25 protein-coding genes are annotated in these 21,738 nt (G+C 72.3%); 14 read left to right on the plus strand and 11 right to left on the minus strand.

Going from position 1 to position 21,738, the window contains the following annotated elements; genetic code table 11:
- Window positions 1–75: 75 nt before the first annotated feature.
- From ftsH to ACFY7H_RS05925, 3 genes are all read left to right on the plus strand, one after another.
- Window positions 76–2,115 (plus strand): ATP-dependent zinc metalloprotease FtsH, encoded by a 2,040-nt coding sequence (ftsH, locus tag ACFY7H_RS05915; protein ID WP_388933605.1) that lies wholly within the window; start codon window positions 76–78, stop codon window positions 2,113–2,115.
- A gap of 96 nt (window positions 2,116–2,211) precedes the next feature.
- Window positions 2,212–2,820 carry a GTP cyclohydrolase I FolE gene (gene folE / locus ACFY7H_RS05920; protein WP_388933607.1) on the plus strand — a complete coding sequence of 203 codons (609 nt, stop codon included), beginning with the start codon at window positions 2,212–2,214 and terminating at the stop codon, window positions 2,818–2,820.
- Between the two features lie 4 nt (window positions 2,821–2,824).
- Window positions 2,825–3,199: a hypothetical protein gene (locus ACFY7H_RS05925; RefSeq protein ID WP_388933610.1), complete on the plus strand. Its 375-nt coding sequence runs from the start codon at window positions 2,825–2,827 to the stop codon at window positions 3,197–3,199.
- A gap of 32 nt (window positions 3,200–3,231) precedes the next feature.
- On the opposite strand, the gene ACFY7H_RS05930 is transcribed toward ACFY7H_RS05925, so the two are convergent.
- From ACFY7H_RS05930 to ACFY7H_RS05955, 6 genes are all read right to left on the minus strand, one after another.
- On the minus strand, window positions 3,232–3,717 hold the full coding sequence (locus ACFY7H_RS05930) for a DUF3180 domain-containing protein (RefSeq protein ID WP_388933612.1): 486 nt from the start codon (window positions 3,715–3,717) through the stop codon (window positions 3,232–3,234).
- Window positions 3,718–3,760: 43 nt separating this feature from the next.
- Window positions 3,761–4,369 (minus strand): 2-amino-4-hydroxy-6-hydroxymethyldihydropteridine diphosphokinase, encoded by a 609-nt coding sequence (gene folK, locus ACFY7H_RS05935; protein WP_388933615.1) that lies wholly within the window; start codon window positions 4,367–4,369, stop codon window positions 3,761–3,763.
- On the minus strand, window positions 4,366–4,725 hold the full coding sequence (folB, locus tag ACFY7H_RS05940; RefSeq protein ID WP_030010912.1) for a dihydroneopterin aldolase: 360 nt from the start codon (window positions 4,723–4,725) through the stop codon (window positions 4,366–4,368). The genes folK and folB overlap by 4 nt, the downstream gene beginning before the upstream one ends.
- Before the next feature lie 131 nt (window positions 4,726–4,856).
- Window positions 4,857–5,300, minus strand: a complete 444-nt coding sequence (locus tag ACFY7H_RS05945; protein ID WP_388933618.1) for a nuclear transport factor 2 family protein — start codon at window positions 5,298–5,300, stop codon at window positions 4,857–4,859.
- Between the two features lie 43 nt (window positions 5,301–5,343).
- Window positions 5,344–6,216 (minus strand): dihydropteroate synthase, encoded by an 873-nt coding sequence (folP, locus tag ACFY7H_RS05950; protein ID WP_388933621.1) that lies wholly within the window; start codon window positions 6,214–6,216, stop codon window positions 5,344–5,346.
- 744 nt (window positions 6,217–6,960) lie between these two features.
- Complete coding sequence (locus ACFY7H_RS05955) at window positions 6,961–8,814, minus strand: phosphatidylglycerol lysyltransferase domain-containing protein (RefSeq protein WP_388933625.1); 1,854 nt, start codon at window positions 8,812–8,814, stop codon at window positions 6,961–6,963.
- A 152-nt stretch (window positions 8,815–8,966) separates the two neighbouring features.
- Here ACFY7H_RS05955 and ACFY7H_RS05960 point away from each other — a divergent pair, with 152 nt between their 5' ends.
- Window positions 8,967–10,076 (plus strand): alpha/beta hydrolase, encoded by a 1,110-nt coding sequence (locus ACFY7H_RS05960; protein ID WP_388933630.1) that lies wholly within the window; start codon window positions 8,967–8,969, stop codon window positions 10,074–10,076.
- 92 nt (window positions 10,077–10,168) lie between these two features.
- Here the strand turns inward: ACFY7H_RS05960 and ACFY7H_RS05965 are convergent, their stop codons facing one another.
- The gene (locus tag ACFY7H_RS05965; protein ID WP_388933632.1) at window positions 10,169–11,131 is read right to left on the minus strand and encodes an ABC transporter ATP-binding protein; all 963 of its coding nucleotides are present in this window, start codon (window positions 11,129–11,131) and stop codon (window positions 10,169–10,171) included.
- 160 nt (window positions 11,132–11,291) lie between these two features.
- Here ACFY7H_RS05965 and ACFY7H_RS05970 point away from each other — a divergent pair, with 160 nt between their 5' ends.
- The 4 genes from ACFY7H_RS05970 to ACFY7H_RS05985 all read left to right on the plus strand — a co-directional run bounded on the left by ACFY7H_RS05970 (window position 11,292) and on the right by ACFY7H_RS05985 (window position 14,801).
- The gene (locus tag ACFY7H_RS05970) at window positions 11,292–11,984 is read left to right on the plus strand and encodes an ABC transporter permease (RefSeq protein ID WP_388933734.1); all 693 of its coding nucleotides are present in this window, start codon (window positions 11,292–11,294) and stop codon (window positions 11,982–11,984) included.
- A 4-nt stretch (window positions 11,985–11,988) separates the two neighbouring features.
- Window positions 11,989–12,654, plus strand: a complete 666-nt coding sequence (locus ACFY7H_RS05975; RefSeq protein WP_388933635.1) for an ABC transporter permease — start codon at window positions 11,989–11,991, stop codon at window positions 12,652–12,654.
- A gap of 63 nt (window positions 12,655–12,717) precedes the next feature.
- Window positions 12,718–13,701, plus strand: coding sequence for an ABC transporter substrate-binding protein (locus ACFY7H_RS05980; protein WP_388933638.1), 984 nt, complete (start codon window positions 12,718–12,720; stop codon window positions 13,699–13,701).
- A gap of 95 nt (window positions 13,702–13,796) precedes the next feature.
- Window positions 13,797–14,801: a hypothetical protein gene (locus ACFY7H_RS05985; RefSeq protein WP_388933641.1), complete on the plus strand. Its 1,005-nt coding sequence runs from the start codon at window positions 13,797–13,799 to the stop codon at window positions 14,799–14,801.
- A gap of 150 nt (window positions 14,802–14,951) precedes the next feature.
- Here ACFY7H_RS05985 and ACFY7H_RS05990 read toward each other — a convergent pair whose 3' ends face one another.
- The 4 genes from ACFY7H_RS05990 to ACFY7H_RS06005 form a co-directional block, all read right to left on the minus strand.
- Window positions 14,952–15,284: a hypothetical protein gene (locus ACFY7H_RS05990; protein ID WP_388933644.1), complete on the minus strand. Its 333-nt coding sequence runs from the start codon at window positions 15,282–15,284 to the stop codon at window positions 14,952–14,954.
- A gap of 107 nt (window positions 15,285–15,391) precedes the next feature.
- Complete coding sequence (locus tag ACFY7H_RS05995) at window positions 15,392–15,607, minus strand: hypothetical protein (RefSeq protein WP_382637860.1); 216 nt, start codon at window positions 15,605–15,607, stop codon at window positions 15,392–15,394.
- 37 nt (window positions 15,608–15,644) lie between these two features.
- Window positions 15,645–16,517: an arylamine N-acetyltransferase gene (locus ACFY7H_RS06000; protein ID WP_388933647.1), complete on the minus strand. Its 873-nt coding sequence runs from the start codon at window positions 16,515–16,517 to the stop codon at window positions 15,645–15,647.
- Window positions 16,518–16,608: 91 nt separating this feature from the next.
- Window positions 16,609–17,751, minus strand: a complete 1,143-nt coding sequence (locus tag ACFY7H_RS06005; RefSeq protein ID WP_388933650.1) for an NADH-quinone oxidoreductase subunit D — start codon at window positions 17,749–17,751, stop codon at window positions 16,609–16,611.
- 31 nt (window positions 17,752–17,782) lie between these two features.
- Here ACFY7H_RS06005 and ACFY7H_RS06010 point away from each other — a divergent pair, with 31 nt between their 5' ends.
- The 6 genes from ACFY7H_RS06010 (at window position 17,783) to ACFY7H_RS06035 (ending at window position 21,662) form a co-directional block, all read left to right on the plus strand.
- A complete protein-coding gene (locus ACFY7H_RS06010; RefSeq protein ID WP_388933652.1) occupies window positions 17,783–18,274 on the plus strand; it encodes a PH domain-containing protein in 492 nt (163 codons plus the stop codon).
- Complete coding sequence (locus tag ACFY7H_RS06015) at window positions 18,271–19,662, plus strand: PH domain-containing protein (protein WP_388933655.1); 1,392 nt, start codon at window positions 18,271–18,273, stop codon at window positions 19,660–19,662. Before ACFY7H_RS06010 ends, ACFY7H_RS06015 begins: the two co-directional genes overlap by 4 nt.
- Before the next feature lies 1 nt (window position 19,663).
- A complete protein-coding gene (locus tag ACFY7H_RS06020) occupies window positions 19,664–20,515 on the plus strand; it encodes a hypothetical protein (protein WP_388933657.1) in 852 nt (283 codons plus the stop codon).
- A gap of 38 nt (window positions 20,516–20,553) precedes the next feature.
- Entirely contained in the window at window positions 20,554–20,886 is a 333-nt protein-coding gene (locus ACFY7H_RS06025; protein ID WP_388933660.1) for a hypothetical protein, read from the plus strand.
- A 19-nt stretch (window positions 20,887–20,905) separates the two neighbouring features.
- Window positions 20,906–21,214, plus strand: coding sequence for a pore-forming ESAT-6 family protein (locus ACFY7H_RS06030; RefSeq protein ID WP_388933662.1), 309 nt, complete (start codon window positions 20,906–20,908; stop codon window positions 21,212–21,214).
- Between the two features lie 67 nt (window positions 21,215–21,281).
- Window positions 21,282–21,662, plus strand: coding sequence for a DUF6507 family protein (locus ACFY7H_RS06035; protein ID WP_388933665.1), 381 nt, complete (start codon window positions 21,282–21,284; stop codon window positions 21,660–21,662).
- Window positions 21,663–21,738 lie beyond the last annotated feature (76 nt).

Consider the following 21,738-nt stretch of genomic DNA (forward strand, 5'->3'; position numbering starts at 1 on the left):
TCCGAAGAACAGTCTTTACTCACAGCAGCATTTACCTACGGGCAGGAGGGACGGGGTGCCCGGCACCCCGTATGGATGGACGTGAAGCGATACTTCCGTGGGCCGGTCATGTGGATCGTGCTGGCCGTCCTCGCCGTGGTCGTGTTGATGAACGTCGTCGGCTCCGGCGGCGGCTACAAGTCGGTGGAGACCAGCGAGGTCATCAAGGCGATCAACAGTGGCCAGGTGGACAGCGCCAAGCTGACCACCGGTGACAGCCAGATGATCAAGATCGAGCTGAAGAAGGGCCAGAAGCTCGACAACAACAGCGGCACCAAGTTCCAGGCCAACTACATCGGGGATCAGGGCGTCCAGCTCGCCCAGAACCTCCAGACCAAGTTCGAAGCCGGTCAGATCCCGGACGGCTACTCCGTCACGCCGGACAAGACCAGCCCGTTCCTGAGCGTGCTGCTCTCGCTCCTGCCCTTCGTCCTCATCGTCGTCGTCTTCCTGTTCCTGATGAACCAGATGCAGGGCGGCGGCTCCCGGGTCATGAACTTCGGCAAGTCCAAGGCGAAGCTCATCACCAAGGACACCCCGAAGACGACGTTCGCCGACGTCGCGGGCTCGGACGAGGCCGTCGAGGAACTCCACGAGATCAAGGAGTTCCTCCAGGAGCCGGCGAAGTTCCAGGCCGTCGGCGCCAAGATCCCCAAGGGTGTGCTGCTCTACGGCCCGCCCGGCACCGGCAAGACCCTGCTCGCGCGTGCCGTCGCGGGCGAGGCCGGCGTTCCCTTCTACTCGATCTCCGGTTCCGACTTCGTCGAGATGTTCGTCGGTGTCGGTGCCTCGCGTGTCCGCGACCTGTTCGAGCAGGCCAAGGCCAACGCGCCGGCGATCGTCTTCGTCGACGAGATCGACGCCGTCGGCCGGCACCGCGGTGCGGGTCTCGGCGGCGGCCACGACGAGCGCGAGCAGACCCTCAACCAGCTGCTGGTCGAGATGGACGGCTTCGACGTGAAGGGCGGCGTCATCCTGATCGCCGCCACGAACCGCCCCGACATCCTCGACCCGGCGCTGCTGCGCCCGGGCCGCTTCGACCGCCAGATCGCGGTCGACCGTCCCGACATGCAGGGCCGTCTGGAGATCCTCAAGGTCCACCAGAAGGGCAAGCCGATCGCCCCGGACGTCGACCTCTCGGCCGTCGCCCGCCGCACCCCCGGCTTCACGGGTGCCGATCTGTCCAACGTGCTGAACGAGGCGGCCCTGCTCACCGCCCGCTCGGACAAGAAGCTGATCGACAACCACATGCTGGACGAGGCGATCGACCGCGTCGTGGCGGGCCCGCAGAAGCGGACCCGGATCATGTCGGACAAGGAAAAGAAGATCACCGCGTACCACGAGGGCGGACACGCCCTGGTCGCGGCGGCCTCCCCGAACTCCGACCCGGTCCACAAGATCACGATCCTGTCCCGCGGCCGGGCCCTGGGCTACACCATGGTCCTGCCCGACGAGGACAAGTACTCGACCACGCGCAACGAGATGCTCGACCAGCTCGCCTACATGCTGGGCGGGCGCGCGGCGGAGGAACTGGTCTTCCACGACCCGACCACCGGCGCCGCGAACGACATCGAGAAGGCCACGGCGACGGCCCGCGCGATGGTCACCCAGTACGGCATGACCGAGCGCCTCGGCGCCATCAAGTTCGGCGGGGACAACACCGAGCCGTTCCTGGGCCGCGAGATGTCGCACCCGCGGGACTACTCGGAAGAGGTCGCGGCGCTGGTCGACGAAGAGGTCAAGAAGCTCATCGAGACCGCGCACAACGAGGCCTGGGAGATCCTGGTCGAGAACCGGGACGTCCTGGACAACCTCGTCCTCGCGCTCCTGGAGAAGGAGACGCTGGGCAAGGAGGAGATCGCGGAGATCTTCTCCACGATCGTGAAGCGTCCGGCCCGCCCGGCGTGGACCGGTTCCTCCCGCCGTACCCCCTCCACCCGCCCGCCGGTGCTCTCGCCCAAGGAGCTCCAGCTGACGAACGCCGCGAACGGCACCTCGGCGGCCGCGGCCGCCGCCGCGCCGGTCTCGACGGAGAAGGGCATCGAGGTGGCCCCGGAGGACCGCCCCGAAGCCTGACCCACCCGGAATGGAAGCCGCGCCCCCCAGGTTCTAGCCTGGGGGGCGCGGCACATTTGCACGAGGGCCGCGCGTGCGCACAGGAACGAGGATGAGATGACCGACCCAGTGACCCTGACCGGTGGCGAGGGCACGATCGGCGAGTTCGACGAGAAGCGCGCCGAGGCGGCCGTCCGAGAACTCCTGATCGCGGTCGGCGAGGACCCGGACCGGGAAGGCCTCCTGGAGACCCCGGCGCGCGTGGCGCGGGCGTACAGGGAGATATTCGCCGGCCTCTACCAGAAGCCCGAAGAGGTCCTGACCACGACGTTCGACCTCGGCCACGACGAGATGGTCCTGGTGAAGGACATCGAGGTCATGAGCTCCTGCGAGCACCACCTGGTCCCCTTCCACGGCGTGGCCCACGTCGGTTACATCCCGTCCACCGACGGCAAGATCACCGGACTGTCCAAGCTGGCCCGCCTCGTGGACGTGTACGCCCGCCGCCCCCAGGTCCAGGAGCGGCTGACCACGCAGATCGCGGACTCCCTGATGGAGATCCTGGACCCGCGCGGCTGCATCGTGGTCATCGAGTGCGAGCACATGTGCATGACCATGCGCGGCGTCCGCAAACCGGGCGCGAAGACCATCACCTCGGCGGTCCGCGGGCAGCTGCGCGACCCCGCGACCCGCAACGAGGCCATGAGCCTGATCATGGCGCGCTGAACCGGTGGCGGAACCCGCCGTCTGGGAGCCGCTGAGCGAGGACGTACGGCGCACCCTGGAGATCCTGCTGGCCGGGGAGGCCGGGGAGAACCCGGCCTACCGGGCCCAGATCCCGTACGCCCTGATGACGGCCGGCTGCACCTGCGGCTGCCCCAGCCAGGACCTGTGGGTCGAGCCGGGGGACGTGGTGGCGGCGCGTGTGCAGCCCGGAGCCTCCCCGATCGTGGCGAGCCGGTGCGTGCAGTCCCCGGAGGGCGAGTACATCGGCGAGGCGATGCTCTTCGCCCACGAGGGGCGGATCGTGTCGCTGGAGGTCTGCCACTGGGAAGACCTGGGACCGCTGGTGCCGCCCCTGTGGCGGCGGCTGGGAGCCGTCTAGCGAGCCCCGCCGGGCGCGGGCGCCCCCGGGGTTCAGGCGGTGGCCGGGGCCTTGCCCGGGTCGTCGTCCTCGGGGAGCTTCAGGACGTGCTCCAGGAAGAGCGCGGCGGCCACCACGGCGGCCCCCGCGAGGACCGAACCGCCCGCGTACCAGGCCTGGTCCCGGCGGGCGGGGACGTCCAGGGCATCGGTCAGCAGGAAGACGCCGACGCCGCCGTACATGCCCGCCACCAGGGCCGCGACCAGGGCGCTCGCCTGGCCGAAGACCACGGCCCGGGCCGCCATCAGCGGCTCGACGCCCTTGGCCCCCGGCCGGCGCTCGCGCTGGGCCTTCAGGCGGGCGCGCATCGACAGGGCCGTCGCCAGCAGCACGGCGGCGATCACCGCCAGCACGATCGGCGCGGCCAGCGGGACGCCCGGCAGGGTGCCGTACGCGTTCCACAGGCGGGCGCCCGCCCAGGACAGCACACCGGCGCTCGCGAAGATGCCCGCCAGGACCGCCGGCCTCAGTTGCTTCACTTGCACATCCCCACTCGGTGACTGGTACCGCACAAGCTAACGGCTATTCCGGCAGGCGGAGTTCCAGGTCGCGGCGTGCCGTGACACCGGTGAGCCCGATCGCGGCCAGCAGCTCCGCGACGGGGCCGCGGCCCGGGAGCCGGGCCCCGGCGTCGATGTCGTGCCAGGGGGCCAGCACGAAGGACCTCAGGTGCGCCCGGGGGTGCGGGAGGGTCAGTACGGGGTCGTCGGAGACCACGTCGGCGTACGTGACGATGTCGACGTCGATCGTGCGCGGCCCCCAGCGCTCCTCGCGGACCCGGTCGAAGGCCTCCTCGATGGCGTGGGCCCGCTCCAGCAGCGACGAGGGCGGCAGGGTGGTCTTCAGCGCGACGACGGCGTTCAGGTACGAGGGCTGCGATCCGGGCTCGACGCCCCACGGCTCCGTCTCGTAGACGGGGGAGACGGCCTTGACCCGCAGCCCGGGAGTGTCCCCGAGGGCGTCGATGGCGCCCTGGAGGGTGTCCAGGCGGTTGCCGAGGTTCGCGCCGAGCGCCACGACGGCCCACTTGGGGTTCGAAAGGGTGACGTCCGCCGCGTCGACCGTCTCGACGACGGAGGCGGGCACGGGCTGGACCGTGGGGTCGCTCTGGGCGTTCAGTCCGTTGTTCATGCGCGGCTCCGGGTGATCGTGATGGTCACGTCGTCGAACGGGACGGTGATCGGCGCGTCCGGCTTGTGCACGACGACCTCCACCTGCGCCACGGCCTCGTGCTTGAGGCACTGCTGGGCGATCCGCTCGGCGAGGGTCTCGATCAGGTCCACGGGCTCGCCCTGGACCACGTCCACGACCTCCTCCGCGACGACCCCGTAGTGCACGGTCTTGGCCAGGTCGTCCCCGGCCGCCGCCGGGCGGGTGTCCAGGTGCAGCACGAGGTCGACGATGAAGGTCTGGCCCTCCTCGCGCTCCCGGGGGAAGACGCCGTGGTGCCCGCGAGCCTTGAGGCCGCGCAGCGCGACACGATCCACGCGAATCACTCCTGCTTTCGTAGGTTCTTCCGGTCCCGGGACTCCCCGGGGCCATGGGCCTACGCCGAGTGCGGTCGGCGTCGTCCACCTTCGAATTTACCTGCGGCAAACCCCGGCCCCCGCCCTTGGGGTCAGCCGGAGGCCTCTTCTTCCTCGTCATCGGAGTCCGTGAGCACCGGAGAACCGTGGTGGGACCACAGGCGCCACCCCTCCGGTGTGCGACGGAACACATTCGTGGCGACGACCAGCTGGCCCACCAGCGGACCCAGCTCCCCGGCCTCCTCGGCCGGGCCCCCGCTGAGGATGTTCTCGGTGCAGGTGACCAGGGCGGTGTCGCCTATGAGGGCCACCTTGGTGTCCGTCAGGAAGAACTGGATGTACTCGGTGTGGGACATGATCAGCGCGTACGAGCGCAACACCTCGCCCCGCCCCGAGAGCACCGGCCACCCGGGGTGGACGCAGGAGATCTCGTCCTCGAGCCAGAGCGCCGACAGCGTGTCGAAGTCCCCCTGCTCCATGGCCGCGTAGAAGGCCGTGTTGGCCTCTTCCACGGCTTCTATGTCGGTACGGCTCACCGTGCCCCTTCCCTGTACGTCCGGCGGGTGTACGTCCGGCGGGTCACAGAGCCCCTTCCACTGCGCGGGCCACCCGAACCGCGTCGGCGGTCGCCCGTACTTCGTGCACCCGTACGGCCCAGGCGCCCTGGTGCGCGGCGATGGCCGAGACGGCGGCGGTGGCCGCGTCCCGCTCGCGGGCCGGCGGCGGAGCGGCGTCGGGGGTGGCGGCCAGGACCCGGCCGAGGAAGCGCTTGCGGGACGCGGCGACGAGGAGGGGGAAGCCGAGGGCCCGCAGCTCGGGGAGGCGGGCGACCAGGGCCAGGTCGTGCTCGGCGTTCTTGGCGAAGCCCAGGCCCGGGTCGACGACGAGCCGCTCGGGGGCGATGCCGCCGGAGACGACGGCGTCGATGCGCGTGCGGAGCTCGGCGGTGACTTCCGCGAGGACGTCGTCGTAGACGGCGAGGCGGTTCATGCCGTCGCTGAAGCCGCGCCAGTGCATCACCACGAAGGGGACCTCGGCGGCGGCGACGGCGGGAACCATCCCGGGGTCGGCGAGGCCGCCGCTGACGTCGTTGACGAGGGCGGCGCCGGCCGCCACGGCCTGGGCGGCGACGGCCGCGCGCATGGTGTCGACGGAGACGGTGACCCCCTCGGAGGCCAGGCCCCGCACGACGGGGACGACGCGGCGGAGCTCTTCCTCGGCGTCGACGCGGGAGGCGCCGGGGCGGGTGGACTCGCCGCCGACGTCGACGAGGTCGGCGCCCTGGGCGACGAGCTCGAGGCCGCGCTTCACGGCGGCGGTGGTGTCGAACCACCGGCCGCCGTCGGAGAAGGAGTCCGGGGTGACGTTGACGACGCCCATGACCGCGCAGCGGTCCCAGTCGGGCAGCCCTGTGACGTTGCCCCTGGGGGCCGGCCCGAGGTTGCTGTTCATGGGCTCCAGGGTAGAGCCCCTGCCCTGGCCGGGCGCTTGCCCCTGCTCCACGCGCCGCTCGCGCGACCGGCCACGTCTTCCCACGTGCCGCTCGCGCGGCTCGGCCGTGGCCGGCCTTCCCGGCTTCGCGCCGCTGCGCCCGGCTCCGTCCGGCGGCCTCGGGTCGGGGCGGCCGGTGCCGGTGCCGGGGCCGGTGGTCGCCTGCGGGAGGGGGGCCGCTGCGCGGGGCTGCCCCTCCCCGCCCTTCCACCGTTCCCCGGGGCTGCGCCCCGGACCCCGTCTCCTGGGGGCTCCGCCCCCAGACCCCCGCGCCTCAAACGCCGACGGGGCTGGGAAGACCCGGACGCGGGTGGGGCTGGGGAGGCCGGCGCGGGCGGGGCCGGGGAGGCTCGAACGTCGGCGGGTCCGGGGAGGTCGAACGCCGGCGGGGCTGGGAAGACCCGGACGCGGGCGGGGCCGGTGCGGCCGGACGCGGGTGGGGCTGGGGAGGCGCGAACGCCGACGGGGCTGGGGAGGCGCGAACGCCGACGGGGCTCGCAACGCCGAACGCCGGCGGGGCTGGAAATCCAGCCCCGCCGGCGTTTGAGGCGCGGGTCCGGGCAGAGCCCGGGGAACGGTGGGAGGGTGGGTAGGGGACCGCTCCGCGCAGCGGCACCACCCGCCGGGCGGACCACCGGCCACGGACCACCCCGGACGGAGTCCGGCGTAGCGGCGCCCAGCAGGGACGGGCGCCGGTGGGAGGGGCTACGCCATCTGGACCTCGCGTTCCTGCTGGGACGGAACCTTCGCCGGGTGGATGGTGTGGGCGCAGGTGCGGACCGGCTTGGGGCGGCGGCGGCTGGCGAACAGGCGCGGCAGCGCCAGCGTCACGAAGCCCTCGGCCTGCATCACGGCGAAGCCGATGCGCGGCAGGTCGCGGTTGTGCCGGAAGACCATGAAGCGCGGCTCCCAGCGGGGACGGAACTTCTCGTTGAACTTGTACAGCGACTCGATCTGGAACCAGCGCGAGAGGAAGACCAGCAGCCCGCGCCAGGCCCGCAGGACCGGTCCGGCGCCGATCTTCTCACCGCGGGCGAGGGCCGAGCGGAACATCGCGAAGTTCAGGGAGACCTTCTCGATGCCCAGCTCGGGGGCCTGCTGGAGGGAGGCGACGATCAGCAGTTCGTTCATGCCGGGGTCGGCGCCCCGGTCGCGGCGCATCATCTCCAGCGACATGCCGTCCTTGCCCCACGGCACGAAGTGCTGGATGGCCTTGAGGTCGCCGAAGGGGCTGCTGTCGCCCTCCTCCACGCGGTGCGCGGTGGCGATGATGCAGTCGCCGTCGCCCGGGTCGCCGACGCGGCCCAGGGCCATGGAGAAGCCGCGCTCGGTGTCGGTGCCGCGCCAGGCCTCGGCGGCGCCGCGTACGGCCGTCAGCTCCTCCTCGGTGAGCTCGCTGACCCGGCGGACCTTGGTGGTGTAGCCGTTGCGCTCGATGCGCTTGACCATCTGGCGGACGTTGCGCATCGGGCGGCCCGACAGGGAGAAGTCTTTGACGTCGACGATGGCCTCGTCACCGAGCTCGAGGGCGTCCAGGCCGGTCTCGCGGGTCCAGACCTCGCCGCCGGTCTCGCTGCAGCCCACGACGGCGGGGGTCCAGGAGTGGGCCTTGGCCTCTTCCATGAACCGCTCGATGGCGCCGGGCCAGGCCTCGACGTCGCCGACCGGGTCGCCGGAGGCGAGCATCACGCCGGAGACCACGCGGTAGGTGACGGCGGCCTTGCCGCTGGGGGAGAAGACGACGGCCTTGTCGCGGCGGAGCGCGAAGTGGCCGAGGGAGTCGCGGCCGCCGTGCCTGGTGAGCAGCTCGCGCAGCTTCGCCTCGTCGTCGGAGGTGAGCCGGGCGGCCGGGTGCTCGGGGCGGAAGGCCAGGTAGATGGTGGTGACGGCGGTCAGCATGCCGAGGGCGCCGAGGGAGTACCCGACGGTCCAGGAGACCCGGCCGGCGTAGTCGACGGGGCCCTCGAACCCGAAGAGGCCGTAGACGACGTGGGTGATCTGTTCGTACAGGCTGGGGCGGCCGACGACCTTGCCCGGGTGCACGTTGACGATGACCAGGCCCAGCCCGATGGAGCCGGCGCTCATCAGGACGAAGTTGGCCAGGGCCTTCCAGCGGCTGCGCGGGTCCGGCAGGGCCTTGAATTCACCCTGGTGGCGCACCAGCAGCGCGAGGAGGACGGCCGAGATGACCACGCCGATGACGGAGTGGCGGTACGCGAACTGTGCGACGGCGCCGGCGGGCAGCAGGATGACGGCGGCCCGCCAGGCCCGCCGCTTGCGGCGCTTGAGACCGTGCGCGAGGAGCAGGATGAGCACGCCCGCGCTGATGGACAGGGCCGCGGCGAAGGGGCCCAGGGAACCGGGCAGCACCTCGGTGACCGCGTGGATCCGGCTGTGGCGGAATCGCGGGAAGACGCCCGCCGCGATGTCCAGAAGGCCGACGATCATGACGGCCGTACCTACGAGACCGGGCACCGACTCCGGCCGTGGTCCGCGGAAGATTCGCCGGACCGTACTCGGAACCTGTCCCGACTTATCGCCATCTATCCTGCTAGACATCGCTTCCCGTTGCTCCGCGAGAGATCATGTGGCCGAAGGCCGTGACAGCCTCCGGAGTGTGGTGCGTCCATTAGGACGACATCCGTGGGGAGCGGGTTCACTCTTCCGTCGGAAAAATCCAGTCCTGCCATCAGAAAGTCGACTGACTGCTCATGGGTCTCACCAGTAATACGGTTCTGGTCCTGGCCATCATCGCGGGCGTGGCCCTGTTCGCGGTCACGGTCTGGGCCTGGCCGAAGCTCTCGGGGCGCGGCGTGCGCGCGGTCCTCAGCCGGATCGGCCTGCTGCTCGCGACCCAGCTGGCGCTGTTCTCGGCAGTCGGGCTCGCGGCGAACAAGTCGTTCCTCTTCTACGGATCGTGGGCCGACCTCTTCGGCCAGGAGACCGCCGTCGGCAAGGTCGTCGACCACTCGATGAGCAGCAAGGACATCAAGGTCGTCGACAAGCAGAAGCTGGACGTGCCCGGCGGGGGCAAGCCCCAGGTCGGCGGCCAGATCCTGAAGGTCTCCATCACGGGCCAGAAGTCGAAGATAACGAGCCCCGGCTACGTCTGGCTGCCGCCGGAGTACTTCCAGCCGCAGTACAAGGACCAGAACTTCCCGGCGTCGATCGTGCTGACCGGCTACCCGGGCACCGCCGAGAACCTGATCAAAGGGCTGAACTACCCGATGACGGCCTTCAAGCAGGCCAAGGCGGGCAAGATGAAGCCGATGATCCTGGTCATGCTGCGCCCGACCATCGCGCCGCCGCGCGACACCGAGTGCGTGGACATACCCGATGGCCCGCAGACCGAGACGTTCTTCGCGAAGGACCTGCCGCAGGCCATCCAGTCCACGTTCCGGGTGGGCAAGAAGGCGGAGAACATGGGCTTCATCGGGAACTCCACGGGCGGCTACTGCGCCCTGAAGATCGCCGCGCACCACCCGCAGACCTTCGGGGCGGGCGTGGGCCTGTCCGCGTACTACAAGGCGGCGGACGACGCGACGACCGGTGACCTGTTCCACGGCGACGACAAGCTGAAGGCCCGCGCGGACGTCCTCCAGAGCCTCCAGGCCAAGAAGCCGACCGGTACGTCCTTCCTGGTCACGACCAGCGAGAAGGGCGAGGACAACCTGAACGACACCAAGAAGTTCATCAAGCTGGTCAAGGGCCCGGACCGGGTCTCCTCGATCATCCTCGACAGCGGCGGCCACAACTTCAACACCTGGCGCCGCGAGATCCCGCCGATGCTGGTGTGGCTGAGCGGCCGCATCCAGGCCTGAGCCGCGCGCGGTGACAGGACGTACGTGAAGGGCCCGGCTCCGGCCGGGCCCTTCACGCTTCCGCGGGGGCTCCGGGTCACGGGTCCTGGGTGTCAGGCGTCCTGGTGGCCGGCCCGGCGCAGCGCCCGGTGGACGTCGGCGGGGGTCAGTACGCCGGCCAGCGCGCCGGAGTCCGGGTCGGTGACGCCGATCCGGCCCGAGTCCTCCTGGAGCAGGGCGGCCAGGGCCTCGCGCAGCGACGCCCCCAGGGGCACCGAGGTGGCGGGGGCCGGGCCCTCGGCGGCCGTCACGTCGGCCGCTGCGACCGGGGTGACGGCGAGCCGCTTGAGTCCCCGGTCGGCGCCGACGAACGAGGCGACGTACGCGCTGGCCGGCGCGGCGAGCACGGCGGCCGGGCGGGCGAACTGCTCGATGGTGCCCTCCCCGTAGACCGCGATCCGGTCGCCGAGCCGGACGGCCTCCTCCAGGTCGTGCGTGACGAGCAGGATCGTCTTGCGGACGGTCCGCTGGAGGGCCAGGAACTCGTTCTGCAGCCGTTCGCGCACCACCGGGTCCACCGCGCCGAACGGCTCGTCCATCAGCAGGACCGGCGGGTCCGCCGCGAGGGCGCGGGCCACGCCGACGCGCTGGCGCTGCCCGCCCGACAGCTGCTGCGGGTACCGGCCCCCGTAGACGGCCGGATCCAGCCCCACGAGTTCGAGCAGTTCGGCCGCGCGGGCGCGGGCCCTCGCCTTCGGGGTGCCGATCAGCTGCGGCACGGTCGCCGTGTTCTCCAGCACCGTCCTGTGCGGGAACAGCCCGACCTGCTGGATGACGTAGCCGATGCGGCGGCGCAGCTCGACCGGGTCGGCGGCCGCGATGTCCTCGCCGTTCAGCAGGATCCGTCCCGAGGTCGGCTCGATCAGCCGGTTGACCATCTTCATCGTGGTCGTCTTGCCGCAGCCGGACGGGCCCACCAGCGTCACCAGCTCGCCCTCCGCGACCTCGAAGGACAGGTCCTCCACGGCCGTCGTCCCGTCGGGGTACCGCTTGGTCACTCGCTCGAATCGGATCACCCCGCCATCCTCCCCCAGCGGTCCGCCCGGATGGGCGAAGGGTTCGTCAGGGGAGTGTTGCGACTGTGCGAATGATTCCGGCCAGCACGGGCACCGGGGGTTATGGTCGCTCGAGGGCCGGTCTCCGGCACGCGCGTGCGAGGAGAAGGGGGTGGGCGGCATGGCCGGGCAGGGCTGCCTGGTGGCGAACGACTGGATCTGCTGGGAGTACGTCAGCTCCCGCTCCGCGGAACTCGCCGACGCCACGGCGGAGCACGTCTGGATCACCGCCGTGTCGGTGCTCATCGGCGTCGCCGTGGCCGTGCCGCTCGCGCTGCTGGCCCGCCGCGGCCGCCGCTGGGCGGCCCCCGTACTGGGCCTGACGACCCTGCTGTACACGATCCCCTCGCTCGCCATGTTCTCGCTGCTGCTGCCCTTCTTCGGGCTGTCGGCGGCGCTCGTGGTGACGGGCCTGGTCCTGTACTCGCTGACGATCCTGGTGCGCAACGTCCTGGCCGGCCTGGAGGCCGTCCCCGAGGACGTACGCGAAGCCGCGCGCGGGATGGGCTACGGCCCCGCCCGGCTGCTGTGGCAGGTCGAACTCCCGCTGGCACTGCCGGCGCTGCTCGCCGGGGTCCGGATCGCCACCGTGTCGACGGTGGCGCTGACCACCGTCGGCTCCATCGTCGGCAAGGGCGGCCTGGGCAACCTGATCGCTCCCGCCGTGAACAGTTCCTTCAAGGCCCAGGTGCTCACCGCCTCGGTGCTGTGCGTGCTGCTGGCGCTCGCCGCCGACCTGCTGCTGCTCGGCGTGCAGCGGCTGCTGACCCCGTGGACGCGCCCCGGCCGTCCCGCGAAGGCCGAAGGGGCGTGAGGGCATGGGCGTGATGGCGCGGGCCTGGGACTGGCTGGCCGACGGGGCCAACTGGTCCGGCGAGGCCGGGGTGTGGCACCGGCTCGGGGAGCACGTCTACGTCAGCGGGATCGCCCTGGCCATCGCCTGTGCGGTGGCCCTGCCGGTGGGGCTGTGGCTCGGCCACCTCGGCAAGGGCGGCACGCTCGCGGTGAACGTCTCCAACGCGGGGCGGGCGGTTCCGGTGTTCGCGGTGCTGGCCCTGTTCATGGTCTCGCCGCTGCGCAGCGCGGGCTACGTCCCGACCATCGCCGCGCTCGTGCTGTTCGCGGTGCCGCCGCTGCTGACCAACGCGTACGTCGGCATGCGGGAGGTGGACCGCGCGGTGGTCGAGGCGGCCCGGGGCATGGGCATGTCCGGCCGCCAGCTCTTCCTGCGGGTGGAACTCCCGCTCGCGCGGCCGCTGGTGATGACGGGGCTGCGCTCCGGTGCCGTGCAGGTCATCGCCACCGCCACGATCGCGGCGATGGTCGGCCAGGGCGGCCTGGGCCGGATCATCACCGCCGGCTTCAACACGTACGACACCCCGCAGGTGGTGGCGGGTGCCGTGCTGGTGGCCCTGCTGGCCCTGGTGGTGGAGGGCTTCCTGGTGGCGGCGGACCGGCTGCTGCCGCGGGTCCCGTCGCGCTGAGGCGCGGCCGCCGTGCCGCGGCCCTCCCGGCCCGCGGCCCTTCCCCGATTTCTAAGGAGCATGATGAGCAAGTCCACGCGCATCCTCGGCGCGACCCTGGGCGCGTTGGCCCTGACCGTCTCGCTCGCCGCCTGCGGGGGCGAGAGCCTGGAGACGTCCAAGGACGGCGGCTCCTCCGCGGCGCCGGCCGGGGGCGGCAAGGGCAGGCTGGTGGTGGGAGCGGCGGGCTTCACCGAGTCCAACGTGCTGGCCGAGCTGTACGCGCAGCTGCTGAGGGGCGCCGGCTACGACGCCTCCATCACCACCGTCAACAACCGGGAGCTGTACGAGCCGTCGCTGGAGAAGGGCGAGATCGACGTCGTCCCGGAGTACGCGGCCACGCTCGCGGAGTTCCTGAACGCCAAGGTGAACGGCCCGAACGCGCCCAAGGAGAAGCCGGTCGCCTCCAGTGACGCGGTGGCGACGGTGGCGGCGCTGGAGAAGCTCGCGCAGCCGCTCGGGCTGAAGGTGCTGCCGGCGGGCGCGGCGGTCGACCAGAACGCCTTCGCGGTGAGCCGGGAATTCGCGCGGAAGAACAACCTCAAGTCCCTTTCCGATCTTGGAAAGTCGGGCCTGAAGGTGAAGATCGCGGCGGGTGACGAATGCGCCGTCCGCCCGTTCTGCGCACCGGGGTTGGAGAAGACGTACGGAATCCAGGTTTCCGGCGTCGACCCCAAGGGAGTCGGCACCCCGCAGGCCAAGCAGGCCGTCAAGGACGGAGTGGACCAGCTGGTGCTGACCACCACCACCGACGCCACCCTCGACGGCTACGGCCTGGTTCTGCTGGAGGACGACAAGAAGCTCCAGAACGCCGACAACGTGCTGCCGGTCGTCAACGCCAAGGACGCCGGGGCCCCTGAGGTCGCGGCCGCCCTTGACGGGCTGACCAAGGTGCTGACGACCGCCGACCTCGTCGAGCTGAACCGGAAGGTGGACGCGGAGCGGGCGAAGCCGTCGGACGTCGCCAAGTCCTATCTCGACTCCAAGGGCCTTCTGCGGAAGCAATAGTTCCGTGTTTGTTCGCCCATTGTGGGGTAACTGCCCGGGAACGGATTGCCGGGCGGGTACCCCACACGCCGCCCACGCCCTGTAAATTTCAGGCCATGCCCCGTGGACGTCACCGCAATCCCGAGCCCCTGCACCGACTTCTCACGCCGGCGGCCGTCGCCGGGGTTTCCGTGGCCGGCGCCGGCGCGGCGTGGCTGCTGGCGGAACCCCTCGCACTGCGCCTGCTCGTGGCCCTCACGGCCGCCGCGGGCGCCGGCGGTGCCGTCCTCATGCGCTCCTGGGACCGGGCGGCCGGCCGCCGGGTGGCGGAGCTGGCCCGCGAGCGGGTCAAGGACGAGTGGAAGACCGACGAGCGGATAGCCGCGCTCGAGTCCGACCTCGAGGAGGCCCGCCTGCTGCGCGCCCGGCTCGACGCCAAGCTGCGCGCCAAGCGCGTCGAACTGGCGGGCCTGCGCGGGGAGCACGCCGCGCTGCTGCGCCGGTACGCGACCGCCGAGACCGAGCGCGCCAGCGCCCTGGAGAAGCGCCGGCTGCTCGCCATCGAGGCCGCCTCGGCCCCGGCGGGCCCCAAGGAGCTCCCGGCGGTCTCCGAGGAACGCACCGGCGCCGGCGCGCCCACCCCGGTCGGCTACGCCCGGGCGCACGCCGCGATGTCGGCCCTGGCGCGCAAGGCGCAGGAACGGTCCACCGCCGCTCCCCCGGCCCCCGCCGCCCCCGCCACGGCCGTCGCGCACACCCGGCCCGCCGCTCCCGCCCCGGCGGCGGCCGTCCCGGCCCGCCGGCCGGCCGCGCCCGTGGCCCCGTACGCGGCCCAGCGCCGCACCGCCTCCCGCGTCGAGGGCGGCTTCGACTTCTTCGGCACCAAGAACGCCGCGCAGGCCCGCGCCGTGATCGAGTCCGTGCAGAACGAGGACCTGGCCGACGTGGTCGGCGCCGAGGCCCTCGCCGTCCACAAGGCGGAGACCGCGGGCGGCGGAGCGGAGCCGGAGTTCAAGGCGGCCACCCCCGAACAGGAGGCGATGGGCCAGGTCATCGACCTGACGGCGCACGACGAGACCGAGCCCATCGACGTGGTCCGGCTCCGCACCGCGATCTCGTAGGCCCTGACCGTTCGGCCCTGACCGCTCCGCACTGACCGCTCCGCACTGACCGTTCGGCCGGGCACCCGCGGAGGGTGCCCGGCCGAACGGATTTTCCACAGCCTGTGTACAACCCGCGGGGTCGCGTCGGGCCAGGCAGGTCGGCCGGGCTCAGGGGAAGACGAGCACCAGCCCCACCGCGGCCGGCTCCAGCACCAGTTGCGCGCCCAGAGCCCAGCCACGCAGCCGCTCCGGCGCGGCCAGGGCCAGCACCATCGCCACCGCCGCCGCACCGCACAGCACCAGGAAGAGGACCCCGGGGAAGGGCGCGCAGCCGCCGTACATCAGGCAGCGGCCACCCGTCTCGGTGGACAGCACCAGGATCTTCGCCACCACCAGCGCGGGCAGGAACAACGCGGCGGCGATCAGCGCGCGCACGCGCGTCCGCCCCGCCCCGGCGGACGGGGGCGCGGTGACGGTCGGGGGCTGAGGGCTCCAGGTCATGCGGCCATCCTGGCGCGGCGGGCCGGGCGCGGGGATCCGTACGCGTACTCAGACGCCCCGGCCCCGTACCCAGTACCCGGTACCCGGTACGGCGACCGCCCGGTGCCTCAGAACAGCGGCAGCTGGCCCGGATGCGGCCCGAGGACGAAGCCGTCCAGGGTCGGGGCCGAGGCGCCGAGCACCACGCGGGCCCGGGAGCCGGGGCAGGACACCAGGTCGCCCCGGCCGCGCCCGGCCGGAGGGTCGTGGCGGGCGATCCGGCCGGCGGTCACCGCGCAGTCGCGGCCGCAGGCGGGGCAGGCCCGTCGGGGGGAGTGGGACATGCCCCCAGTCTGCCCTGCCGCACCGACACCGAAGCCGTCAGGAGGCCGCCGGGGTCTCCTGCGCAGCCCTGGACGCCAGCCACGCCCTGTGCGTCTCGTCGACCCGGGCCCACAGGGCGTCCCGGTCGGCGGCCGTCAGGTCGTCGAGGCTCCGCCGGAAGGTGCCCGCCACGGTCTCGAAGAACTCCCGCTGCCCGGCCACTTCACGCCGGCCGGTCTCCTTCCCGGCGGAGATCCGGGTCAGGACGCGGCCGCGCATGACGTCGATGCCGTCGGCGTCGCGCCGGAGCAGCGCGAGCGTCCGTACGAAGGGGGATTCCGGGGAGGTCGCCAGCCAGGTGTGCGTCTCCTCGAAGTCGGCCGTCGTGGCGGGCGCGTCGCGGAAGTTGACCCGCGGCGTGCTGCTGGCGGGGGACAGGAAGCTCCAGCCCGGGCCCTCGCCCTCCAGGGGCTCCAGCCGCTCCAGCGCGTAGCGGAAGCCGCCCTGCTCGTACGGGCCCTCGCGCAGCGGCAGCGGCTCGTACGGGCCGTCGCCGAGCCCGGCGTCCACCCAGTACGCCTCCCCCTCCACGCGGACCGTCAAGGTCAGGTGCTGCCCGTTGACCACGCGCGAGGCGGCATCGTCCTCGACGCCGCCGAGGTGGCGGGTCACGTGGTACCCCAGGTGTTCCAGGAGCGCGGCGAAAGCGCCGTTGAGGTGGAAGCAGTAACCGCCGAAACCCGCGCTCAGCCGCCGCACCGACAGCGCCGGGTCGATACCCGGCGGCCGGCCCGCGTGGATGTCGAGGTTGTCGTAGGCGACGTGTTCCAGGTGGGCGCGCTGGAGCGCGAACAGCCTTCCCGCGGAGGGGGCGCCGGGAGCGGTGATGCCGATCCTGCGCAGGTAGTCCGTGTACGTACCAGTGGTCATGGGGGCACCCTAGGACGCCCCACCGACACCGCCCCGGCCGCCCTCCGCCGGACCGTCAGGTCGGGCGGGGAGCGGAAGCCGGCGGTCCCGGCTACTTGTCGATGTCGCCGACCACGAAGAAGAGCGAGCCCAGGATCGACACCATGTCCGCGACCAGCTGCCCCGGCAGCAGCACCGCCAGCGCCTGGATGTTGTTGAAGGAGGCGCTGCGCAGCTTGAGCCGGTACGGGGTCTTCTCCCCCTTCGAGACCAGGTAGTAGCCGTTGATGCCGAGCGGGTTCTCCGTCCAGGCGTACGTGCTGCCCTCGGGCGCCTTCAGGACCTTCGGCAGCCGCTGGTTGACCGGCCCGGGCGGCAGCTCGGCCATCCGGTCCAGGCAGGCCACGGCCAGGTCGAGGGCGTTGTGCGTCTGGTCGAGCAGCACCTCGAAGCGGGCCAGGCAGTCGCCCTCGGTGCGGGTGACGACCTTCAGTACGTCGGCCAGCTCGCCGTACGCGAGGTACGGCTCGTCGCGGCGCAGGTCGAAGTCCACGCCGGAGGCGCGGGCGATCGGGCCGGAGACTCCGTACGCGTGCACCGCCTCGGGGGACAGGACGCCGACGCCGCGGGTGCGGGCGCGGAAGATCTCGTTGCCGTGGACCAGCTTGTCGTAGACGTCCATGCGGGTGCGGACGTCGGCGATGGCGGCGCGGGCCCGGCCGAGCCAGCCGGCGGGGAGGTCCTCCTTGAGGCCGCCGACGCGGTTGAACATGTAGTGCATGCGGCCGCCGGAGATCTCCTCCATGACGGCCTGGAGCTCCTCGCGCTCGCGGAACGCGTGGAAGATCGGGGTGATACCGCCCAGTTCGAGGGGGTATGACCCGAGGAACATCAGGTGGTTCAGGACCCGGTTCAGCTCGGCGAGGAGCGTACGCATCCACACCGCGCGCTCGGGGACCTCCATGCCGAGCATCCGCTCGACGGCCATGACCACGCCGAGCTCGTTGGAGAACGCGGAGAGCCAGTCGTGGCGGTTCGCGAGCATCACGATCTGCCGGTAGTCGCGGGCCTCGAAGAGCTTCTCGGCACCCCGGTGCATGTAGCCGACCACCGGCTCGGCGCTGGCGATGCGCTCGCCGTCCAGGACGAGCCGCAGGCGCAGCACGCCGTGGGTGGAAGGGTGCTGGGGTCCGATGTTGAGCACCATGTCGGTGCTCTCCGCCGCACCGCCGATGCCGACCGTGGTCTCCGTCATGGGCGCATTGTCTCAGTCCTAGGGTGGGCACATGGATACGGGGACGCAGGGTGAGACGGGCCGTCCGCGGTGGGTGGGCCTGCCGGGCGGACTGCGCCGGATCAGGCGGCTGCTGCTGGTGATCTGGACGGTGCCGCTGACGGCGGCCACGGGCGTGTCGCTGGGCCTGGCGTTCGGGCCGGGGTGGGCGGCCTGCGGGGCGCTCTGGCTCGTGGTCCTGGGCTGGGGATGGGTGCTGGTGGGGCGGAACTGGCGGTCCTGGCGGTACGCGGAGCGGACGGACGACCTGCTGATCAGCCGGGGGGTGCTGTGGCGGGAGGAGACGGTGGTCCCGTACGGGCGGATGCAGCTGGTGGAGGTGACCTCGGGCCCGCTGGAGCGCCGCTTCGGCCTCGCCTCGGTCCAGCTCCACACGGCCGCCGCCGCGACGGACGCCAAGATCCCGGGCCTGGCCCCCGCCGAGGCGGAACGCCTCCGCGACCGCCTGACGGCGCTCGGCGAAGCAAGGTCGGCGGGCCTGTGACCGGCGGGCCTGTGACCGGCCCCTCCGCGGGAACCCCGGACGGGGACGCCCCGCCGCCGGCTTCCGCGACGCCCCCCGGCGCCCCCGCCCCGCGGGGCAGCGTTGAGCGGCGGCTGCACGTGCTGACCCCGCTGCGCCGCGCATGGGTGCCGATCGCCGCCACCGCCGGTGTCCTCGTCCAGCAGGGCGACCGCGTCCAGGAGTGGATCACCGGCCTCACCCCCGCCGTGCGGCTGCTCGTGGTGGCCGGGCTGGTCCTCGTCTTCGGCACGTACGGCTTCCTCAGCTGGTGGTTCACCCACTACGCCGTCACCGACACCGAGCTGCGCATCCGCACCGGGCTGCTCTTCCGCCGCACCGCCCACATCCGCCTCGACCGCCTCCAGGCCGTGGACGTGACCCGCCCGATGCTGGCCCGGCTGGCCGGGGTCGCCAAACTCCGCCTCGACGTCGTCGGCACCGAGGAGAAGGACGAGCTCGCCTTCCTCGACGAACGCGACGCCGTCGCCCTGCGCGCCGAGCTGCTGGCGCGGGCGGCGGGCTTCGCGCCCGCCGAAGCCGTCGCCGTCGGCCAGGCCCCCGCGCGCGAGCTGCTGCGCGTGTCCGTACGGGACCTGGTGGTCTCCCTCCTGCTCAGCCTCGACGTGTGGGCGGCGCTCGCCGCCGGGCTCGTCGCCCCGCTGGCGGTGTGGCGGCTCAGCGACAGCGCCTGGGCGGCGGTGGTCATCCTGGTGCCGCTGCTCGGCGCGGTGTGGACCGGCAGCCTCGGCCGCTTCCTCGCCGGGTACGGCTGGACCGTCGCCGAGTCCCCCGACGGGCTGCGCCTGGACCACGGGCTGCTGGACCGGGCCCACGAGACCGTCCCGCCGGGGCGCGTGCAGACCGTACGCATCGTGGAGCCGCTGCTGTGGCGGCGGCTCGGCTGGGTCCGGGTGGAGCTGGCCGTGGCGGGCTCCGGGAACGGGGTGCTGGTGCCGGTGGCCACCCGCGCCGCTGCCCACGCCCTCATCGCCCGCGTGCTGCCGGGAGCGGACCCGGCGGGCCTGGAGTTCACCCCCTCCCCGCGCACCGGCTCGCGGTGGGTGGTGCCGGTGTGGTGGAAGGGGTACGGCCTGGCCGTCTCGGAGGAGGTCTTCGCGGCCCGGCGCGGGCGCCTGTGCCGGCGTACGGAGATCGTTCCGCATGCGAAGGTGCAGAGCGTGCGCCGTTCCCAGGGCCCCTGGGAACGCGCCCGGGGGCTGGCCGACCTGCACGTGGACACCGGCGCGAACCAGACCGTCACCGCCCGGCTGCGCGCCGCCGCCGAAGCCCGCGACCTGCTGCACGACCAGGCGGTCCGCTCCCGCACCTCCCGCGCGGCGGCCCGCCCCGACCGATGGATGACCTGACATGGCGACGGCCTACGAGAGGCTGCTGGGCACGGATTTCGACGGCGCCCCCACCGACGACCCCTACGAGGTGATCTGGGAGGGCGAGGACCGTCCCGCCCACCGCGACCGCGTCCCCGGCCTCACCGCGCTCGTCGGCGACCCGGCCGCGACCGGCGGCGAACGCCTCATGGCCCTCGTCGCCCTGGTCCACTGGGCGGAGCCCGCCGGGTACGAGGCCGTGGTCCGGGCCGCCACGACCGACCCCCGCGCCGCCTTCTGGTACGACTGGTCCATCGACCGCTGGTTCTCGGTGGACCGCAGCTACGGCCTCTTCTGCGAAGCCGCCGTCGCCGGCCGCGAGTTGGCCGAGGAGAAGGGCACCTCGGCACTGCGCACCGAGACCCTCCGCGCCCTGGTCGGGCTCGCCGACCGGGAGGGCTTCGACAACCGGCTGGGCGACTGCCTGGACGCGCGGGACGTGCGGGACTGCCTGCCCGCGATCCGTGCCGCCGTCGAGCGGGGCCTCGCCCGGATGCGGGCCGGCGAGCGCTTCCGCTTCGACGTGGAGACCCAACTCGTCGGCCTCGCGGGTGCGGTGACCCTCGTGGACGAGGCGCCGGCCGTGGAGCTGCTGCGGCGGCTCCTGGGCGACGCACCCTCCGACCGCGCCCTCCGGCACGCCGCCGGCCCCGTCTCCCGCTGCCAGGGCCCGGACGGCCGGGCCCTGGCAGCCTGGCTGTGGGACGCGGGGGACGACTACGTTCGGAAGGTCCTGGGGCAACGGGGACCGGAGCGCGGCGCTTTTCGGCCAGACGTCGAGGACGGAGGAAACCGTGTTTGTGTTCGCAACGTCCCTTCGGTAGACAGGTAGGCACGCAAATGACGGCACAACACGTCAGGGGTGGGTGAATGAAGTTCGACATGGGCAGCACGACGCTGTCCGAGCTGGGCAAGGCCACGGGCGGTTCCAGCGAGGACCTCGGCACGCTGATCAAGCTGCTGATCGCTGCGGCGGACCCGCTGGAGGGCAAGTTCAACGGCGTCGGCCGGACCGCGTTCGACTCGTTCAAGCGGCGCTCCGACGCGATCACCGCCGAGCTGAACGGATCCCTGCGGGCCATCCTCGGCGGTCAGGCCGGGATGGACACCTCGTTCACCACCGGTGACCAGGAGCAGGGCGACAACGCCCACCAGAACATGGGCTCCGCCAACTTCGACGCCGCGCGCTTCGGCGCGCGCTGACACCGGGGGACCGTGAGACATGGCTAACCAGGACCGCACCTCGTACGACATCGCGGCCTCCGTGGAGGTCCAGGGCGGACTCGGCGGGATCATCGGCCAGCTGGAGCGGGTGCTCGGCGACCGTGACGCCGCGGTGAAGGCGGCGATGGCCGAGTTCACGGCCGACGGCGTCTCGGACGAGTACCACGGCAAGGAAGTCCGCTGGAACAAGGCGGCGAACGAGGTGCGCGACATCATCCGCCTCGTCCGCACCACGCTGGAGCAGAACGACGCGACCGCGCAGGCCACGCTGGCGAGGGCCAAGGCCGCCGTCGACAACATCGGCTGACACCGGGCCGGACGGACGCGGGACGCACGAGGGACGCGGCGAGGGACGAAGGACACGGGGGTAGGACATGGGCTGGGACATCAAGCCGTCGGGCGTGCAGGGGGTCGTCAACAAGACGATCACCGCTGCCGAGGGCTTCCAGAAGGCGGGCAAGACGCTCCAGACGGAGCTGCCGGAGGCGGCGAAGCACGCGGGCACGGTCACGCCGGGCGGCGGCACCGGCGGCGAGGGCGGCGGCATGGGCCCGATCGCCGGCGCGCTGGGTGAGCTCATGAAATCCCACGAATACCGTCTCTCGTACATCGGCGCCCGTACGGAGGCCTCGATCAACGGCGTCGTCAAGGCCACGACGGCGTACGTGCAGGGCAACATCGAGCAGGCGCAGAACGCGCAGCGCGAGGCCCTGAAGGAGCCGAAGGTCGACCTCCCGGGGGCGGGTCAGAAGTGACCGACCACGTACCGATCAATCCGTGCACGATTCCGCAGTTCACGGGTGATCTGGACGCGCTGGAGCAGGACCGTAC

Origin of the sequence: Streptomyces sp. NPDC012794 (assembly GCF_042901085.1) — a bacterium.
Lineage (GTDB): Bacteria > Actinomycetota > Actinomycetes > Streptomycetales > Streptomycetaceae > Streptomyces.

What these genes read in the sequence shown, in the direction of transcription:
- ftsH (WP_388933605.1), top strand. Translation starts at nt 76, where the DNA reads ATGGACGTGAAGCGATACTTCCGTGGGCCGGTCATGTGGATCGTGCTG.
- folE (WP_388933607.1), top strand. Translation starts at nt 2,212, where the DNA reads ATGACCGACCCAGTGACCCTGACCGGTGGCGAGGGCACGATCGGCGAG.
- folK (WP_388933615.1), bottom strand. Translation starts at nt 4,369, where the DNA reads ATGAACAACGGACTGAACGCCCAGAGCGACCCCACGGTCCAGCCCGTG.
- folP (WP_388933621.1), bottom strand. Translation starts at nt 6,216, where the DNA reads ATGAACAGCAACCTCGGGCCGGCCCCCAGGGGCAACGTCACAGGGCTG.
- ACFY7H_RS05955 (WP_388933625.1), bottom strand. Translation starts at nt 8,814, where the DNA reads ATGTCTAGCAGGATAGATGGCGATAAGTCGGGACAGGTTCCGAGTACG.
- ACFY7H_RS05960 (WP_388933630.1), top strand. Translation starts at nt 8,967, where the DNA reads ATGGGTCTCACCAGTAATACGGTTCTGGTCCTGGCCATCATCGCGGGC.
- ACFY7H_RS05970 (WP_388933734.1), top strand. Translation starts at nt 11,292, where the DNA reads ATGGCCGGGCAGGGCTGCCTGGTGGCGAACGACTGGATCTGCTGGGAG.
- ACFY7H_RS05975 (WP_388933635.1), top strand. Translation starts at nt 11,989, where the DNA reads ATGGGCGTGATGGCGCGGGCCTGGGACTGGCTGGCCGACGGGGCCAAC.
- ACFY7H_RS05980 (WP_388933638.1), top strand. Translation starts at nt 12,718, where the DNA reads ATGAGCAAGTCCACGCGCATCCTCGGCGCGACCCTGGGCGCGTTGGCC.
- ACFY7H_RS05985 (WP_388933641.1), top strand. Translation starts at nt 13,797, where the DNA reads ATGCCCCGTGGACGTCACCGCAATCCCGAGCCCCTGCACCGACTTCTC.
- ACFY7H_RS05990 (WP_388933644.1), bottom strand. Translation starts at nt 15,284, where the DNA reads ATGACCTGGAGCCCTCAGCCCCCGACCGTCACCGCGCCCCCGTCCGCC.
- ACFY7H_RS05995 (WP_382637860.1), bottom strand. Translation starts at nt 15,607, where the DNA reads ATGTCCCACTCCCCCCGACGGGCCTGCCCCGCCTGCGGCCGCGACTGC.
- ACFY7H_RS06000 (WP_388933647.1), bottom strand. Translation starts at nt 16,517, where the DNA reads ATGACCACTGGTACGTACACGGACTACCTGCGCAGGATCGGCATCACC.
- ACFY7H_RS06005 (WP_388933650.1), bottom strand. Translation starts at nt 17,751, where the DNA reads ATGACGGAGACCACGGTCGGCATCGGCGGTGCGGCGGAGAGCACCGAC.
- ACFY7H_RS06010 (WP_388933652.1), top strand. Translation starts at nt 17,783, where the DNA reads ATGGATACGGGGACGCAGGGTGAGACGGGCCGTCCGCGGTGGGTGGGC.
- ACFY7H_RS06020 (WP_388933657.1), top strand. Translation starts at nt 19,664, where the DNA reads ATGGCGACGGCCTACGAGAGGCTGCTGGGCACGGATTTCGACGGCGCC.
- ACFY7H_RS06025 (WP_388933660.1), top strand. Translation starts at nt 20,554, where the DNA reads ATGAAGTTCGACATGGGCAGCACGACGCTGTCCGAGCTGGGCAAGGCC.
- ACFY7H_RS06030 (WP_388933662.1), top strand. Translation starts at nt 20,906, where the DNA reads ATGGCTAACCAGGACCGCACCTCGTACGACATCGCGGCCTCCGTGGAG.
- ACFY7H_RS06035 (WP_388933665.1), top strand. Translation starts at nt 21,282, where the DNA reads ATGGGCTGGGACATCAAGCCGTCGGGCGTGCAGGGGGTCGTCAACAAG.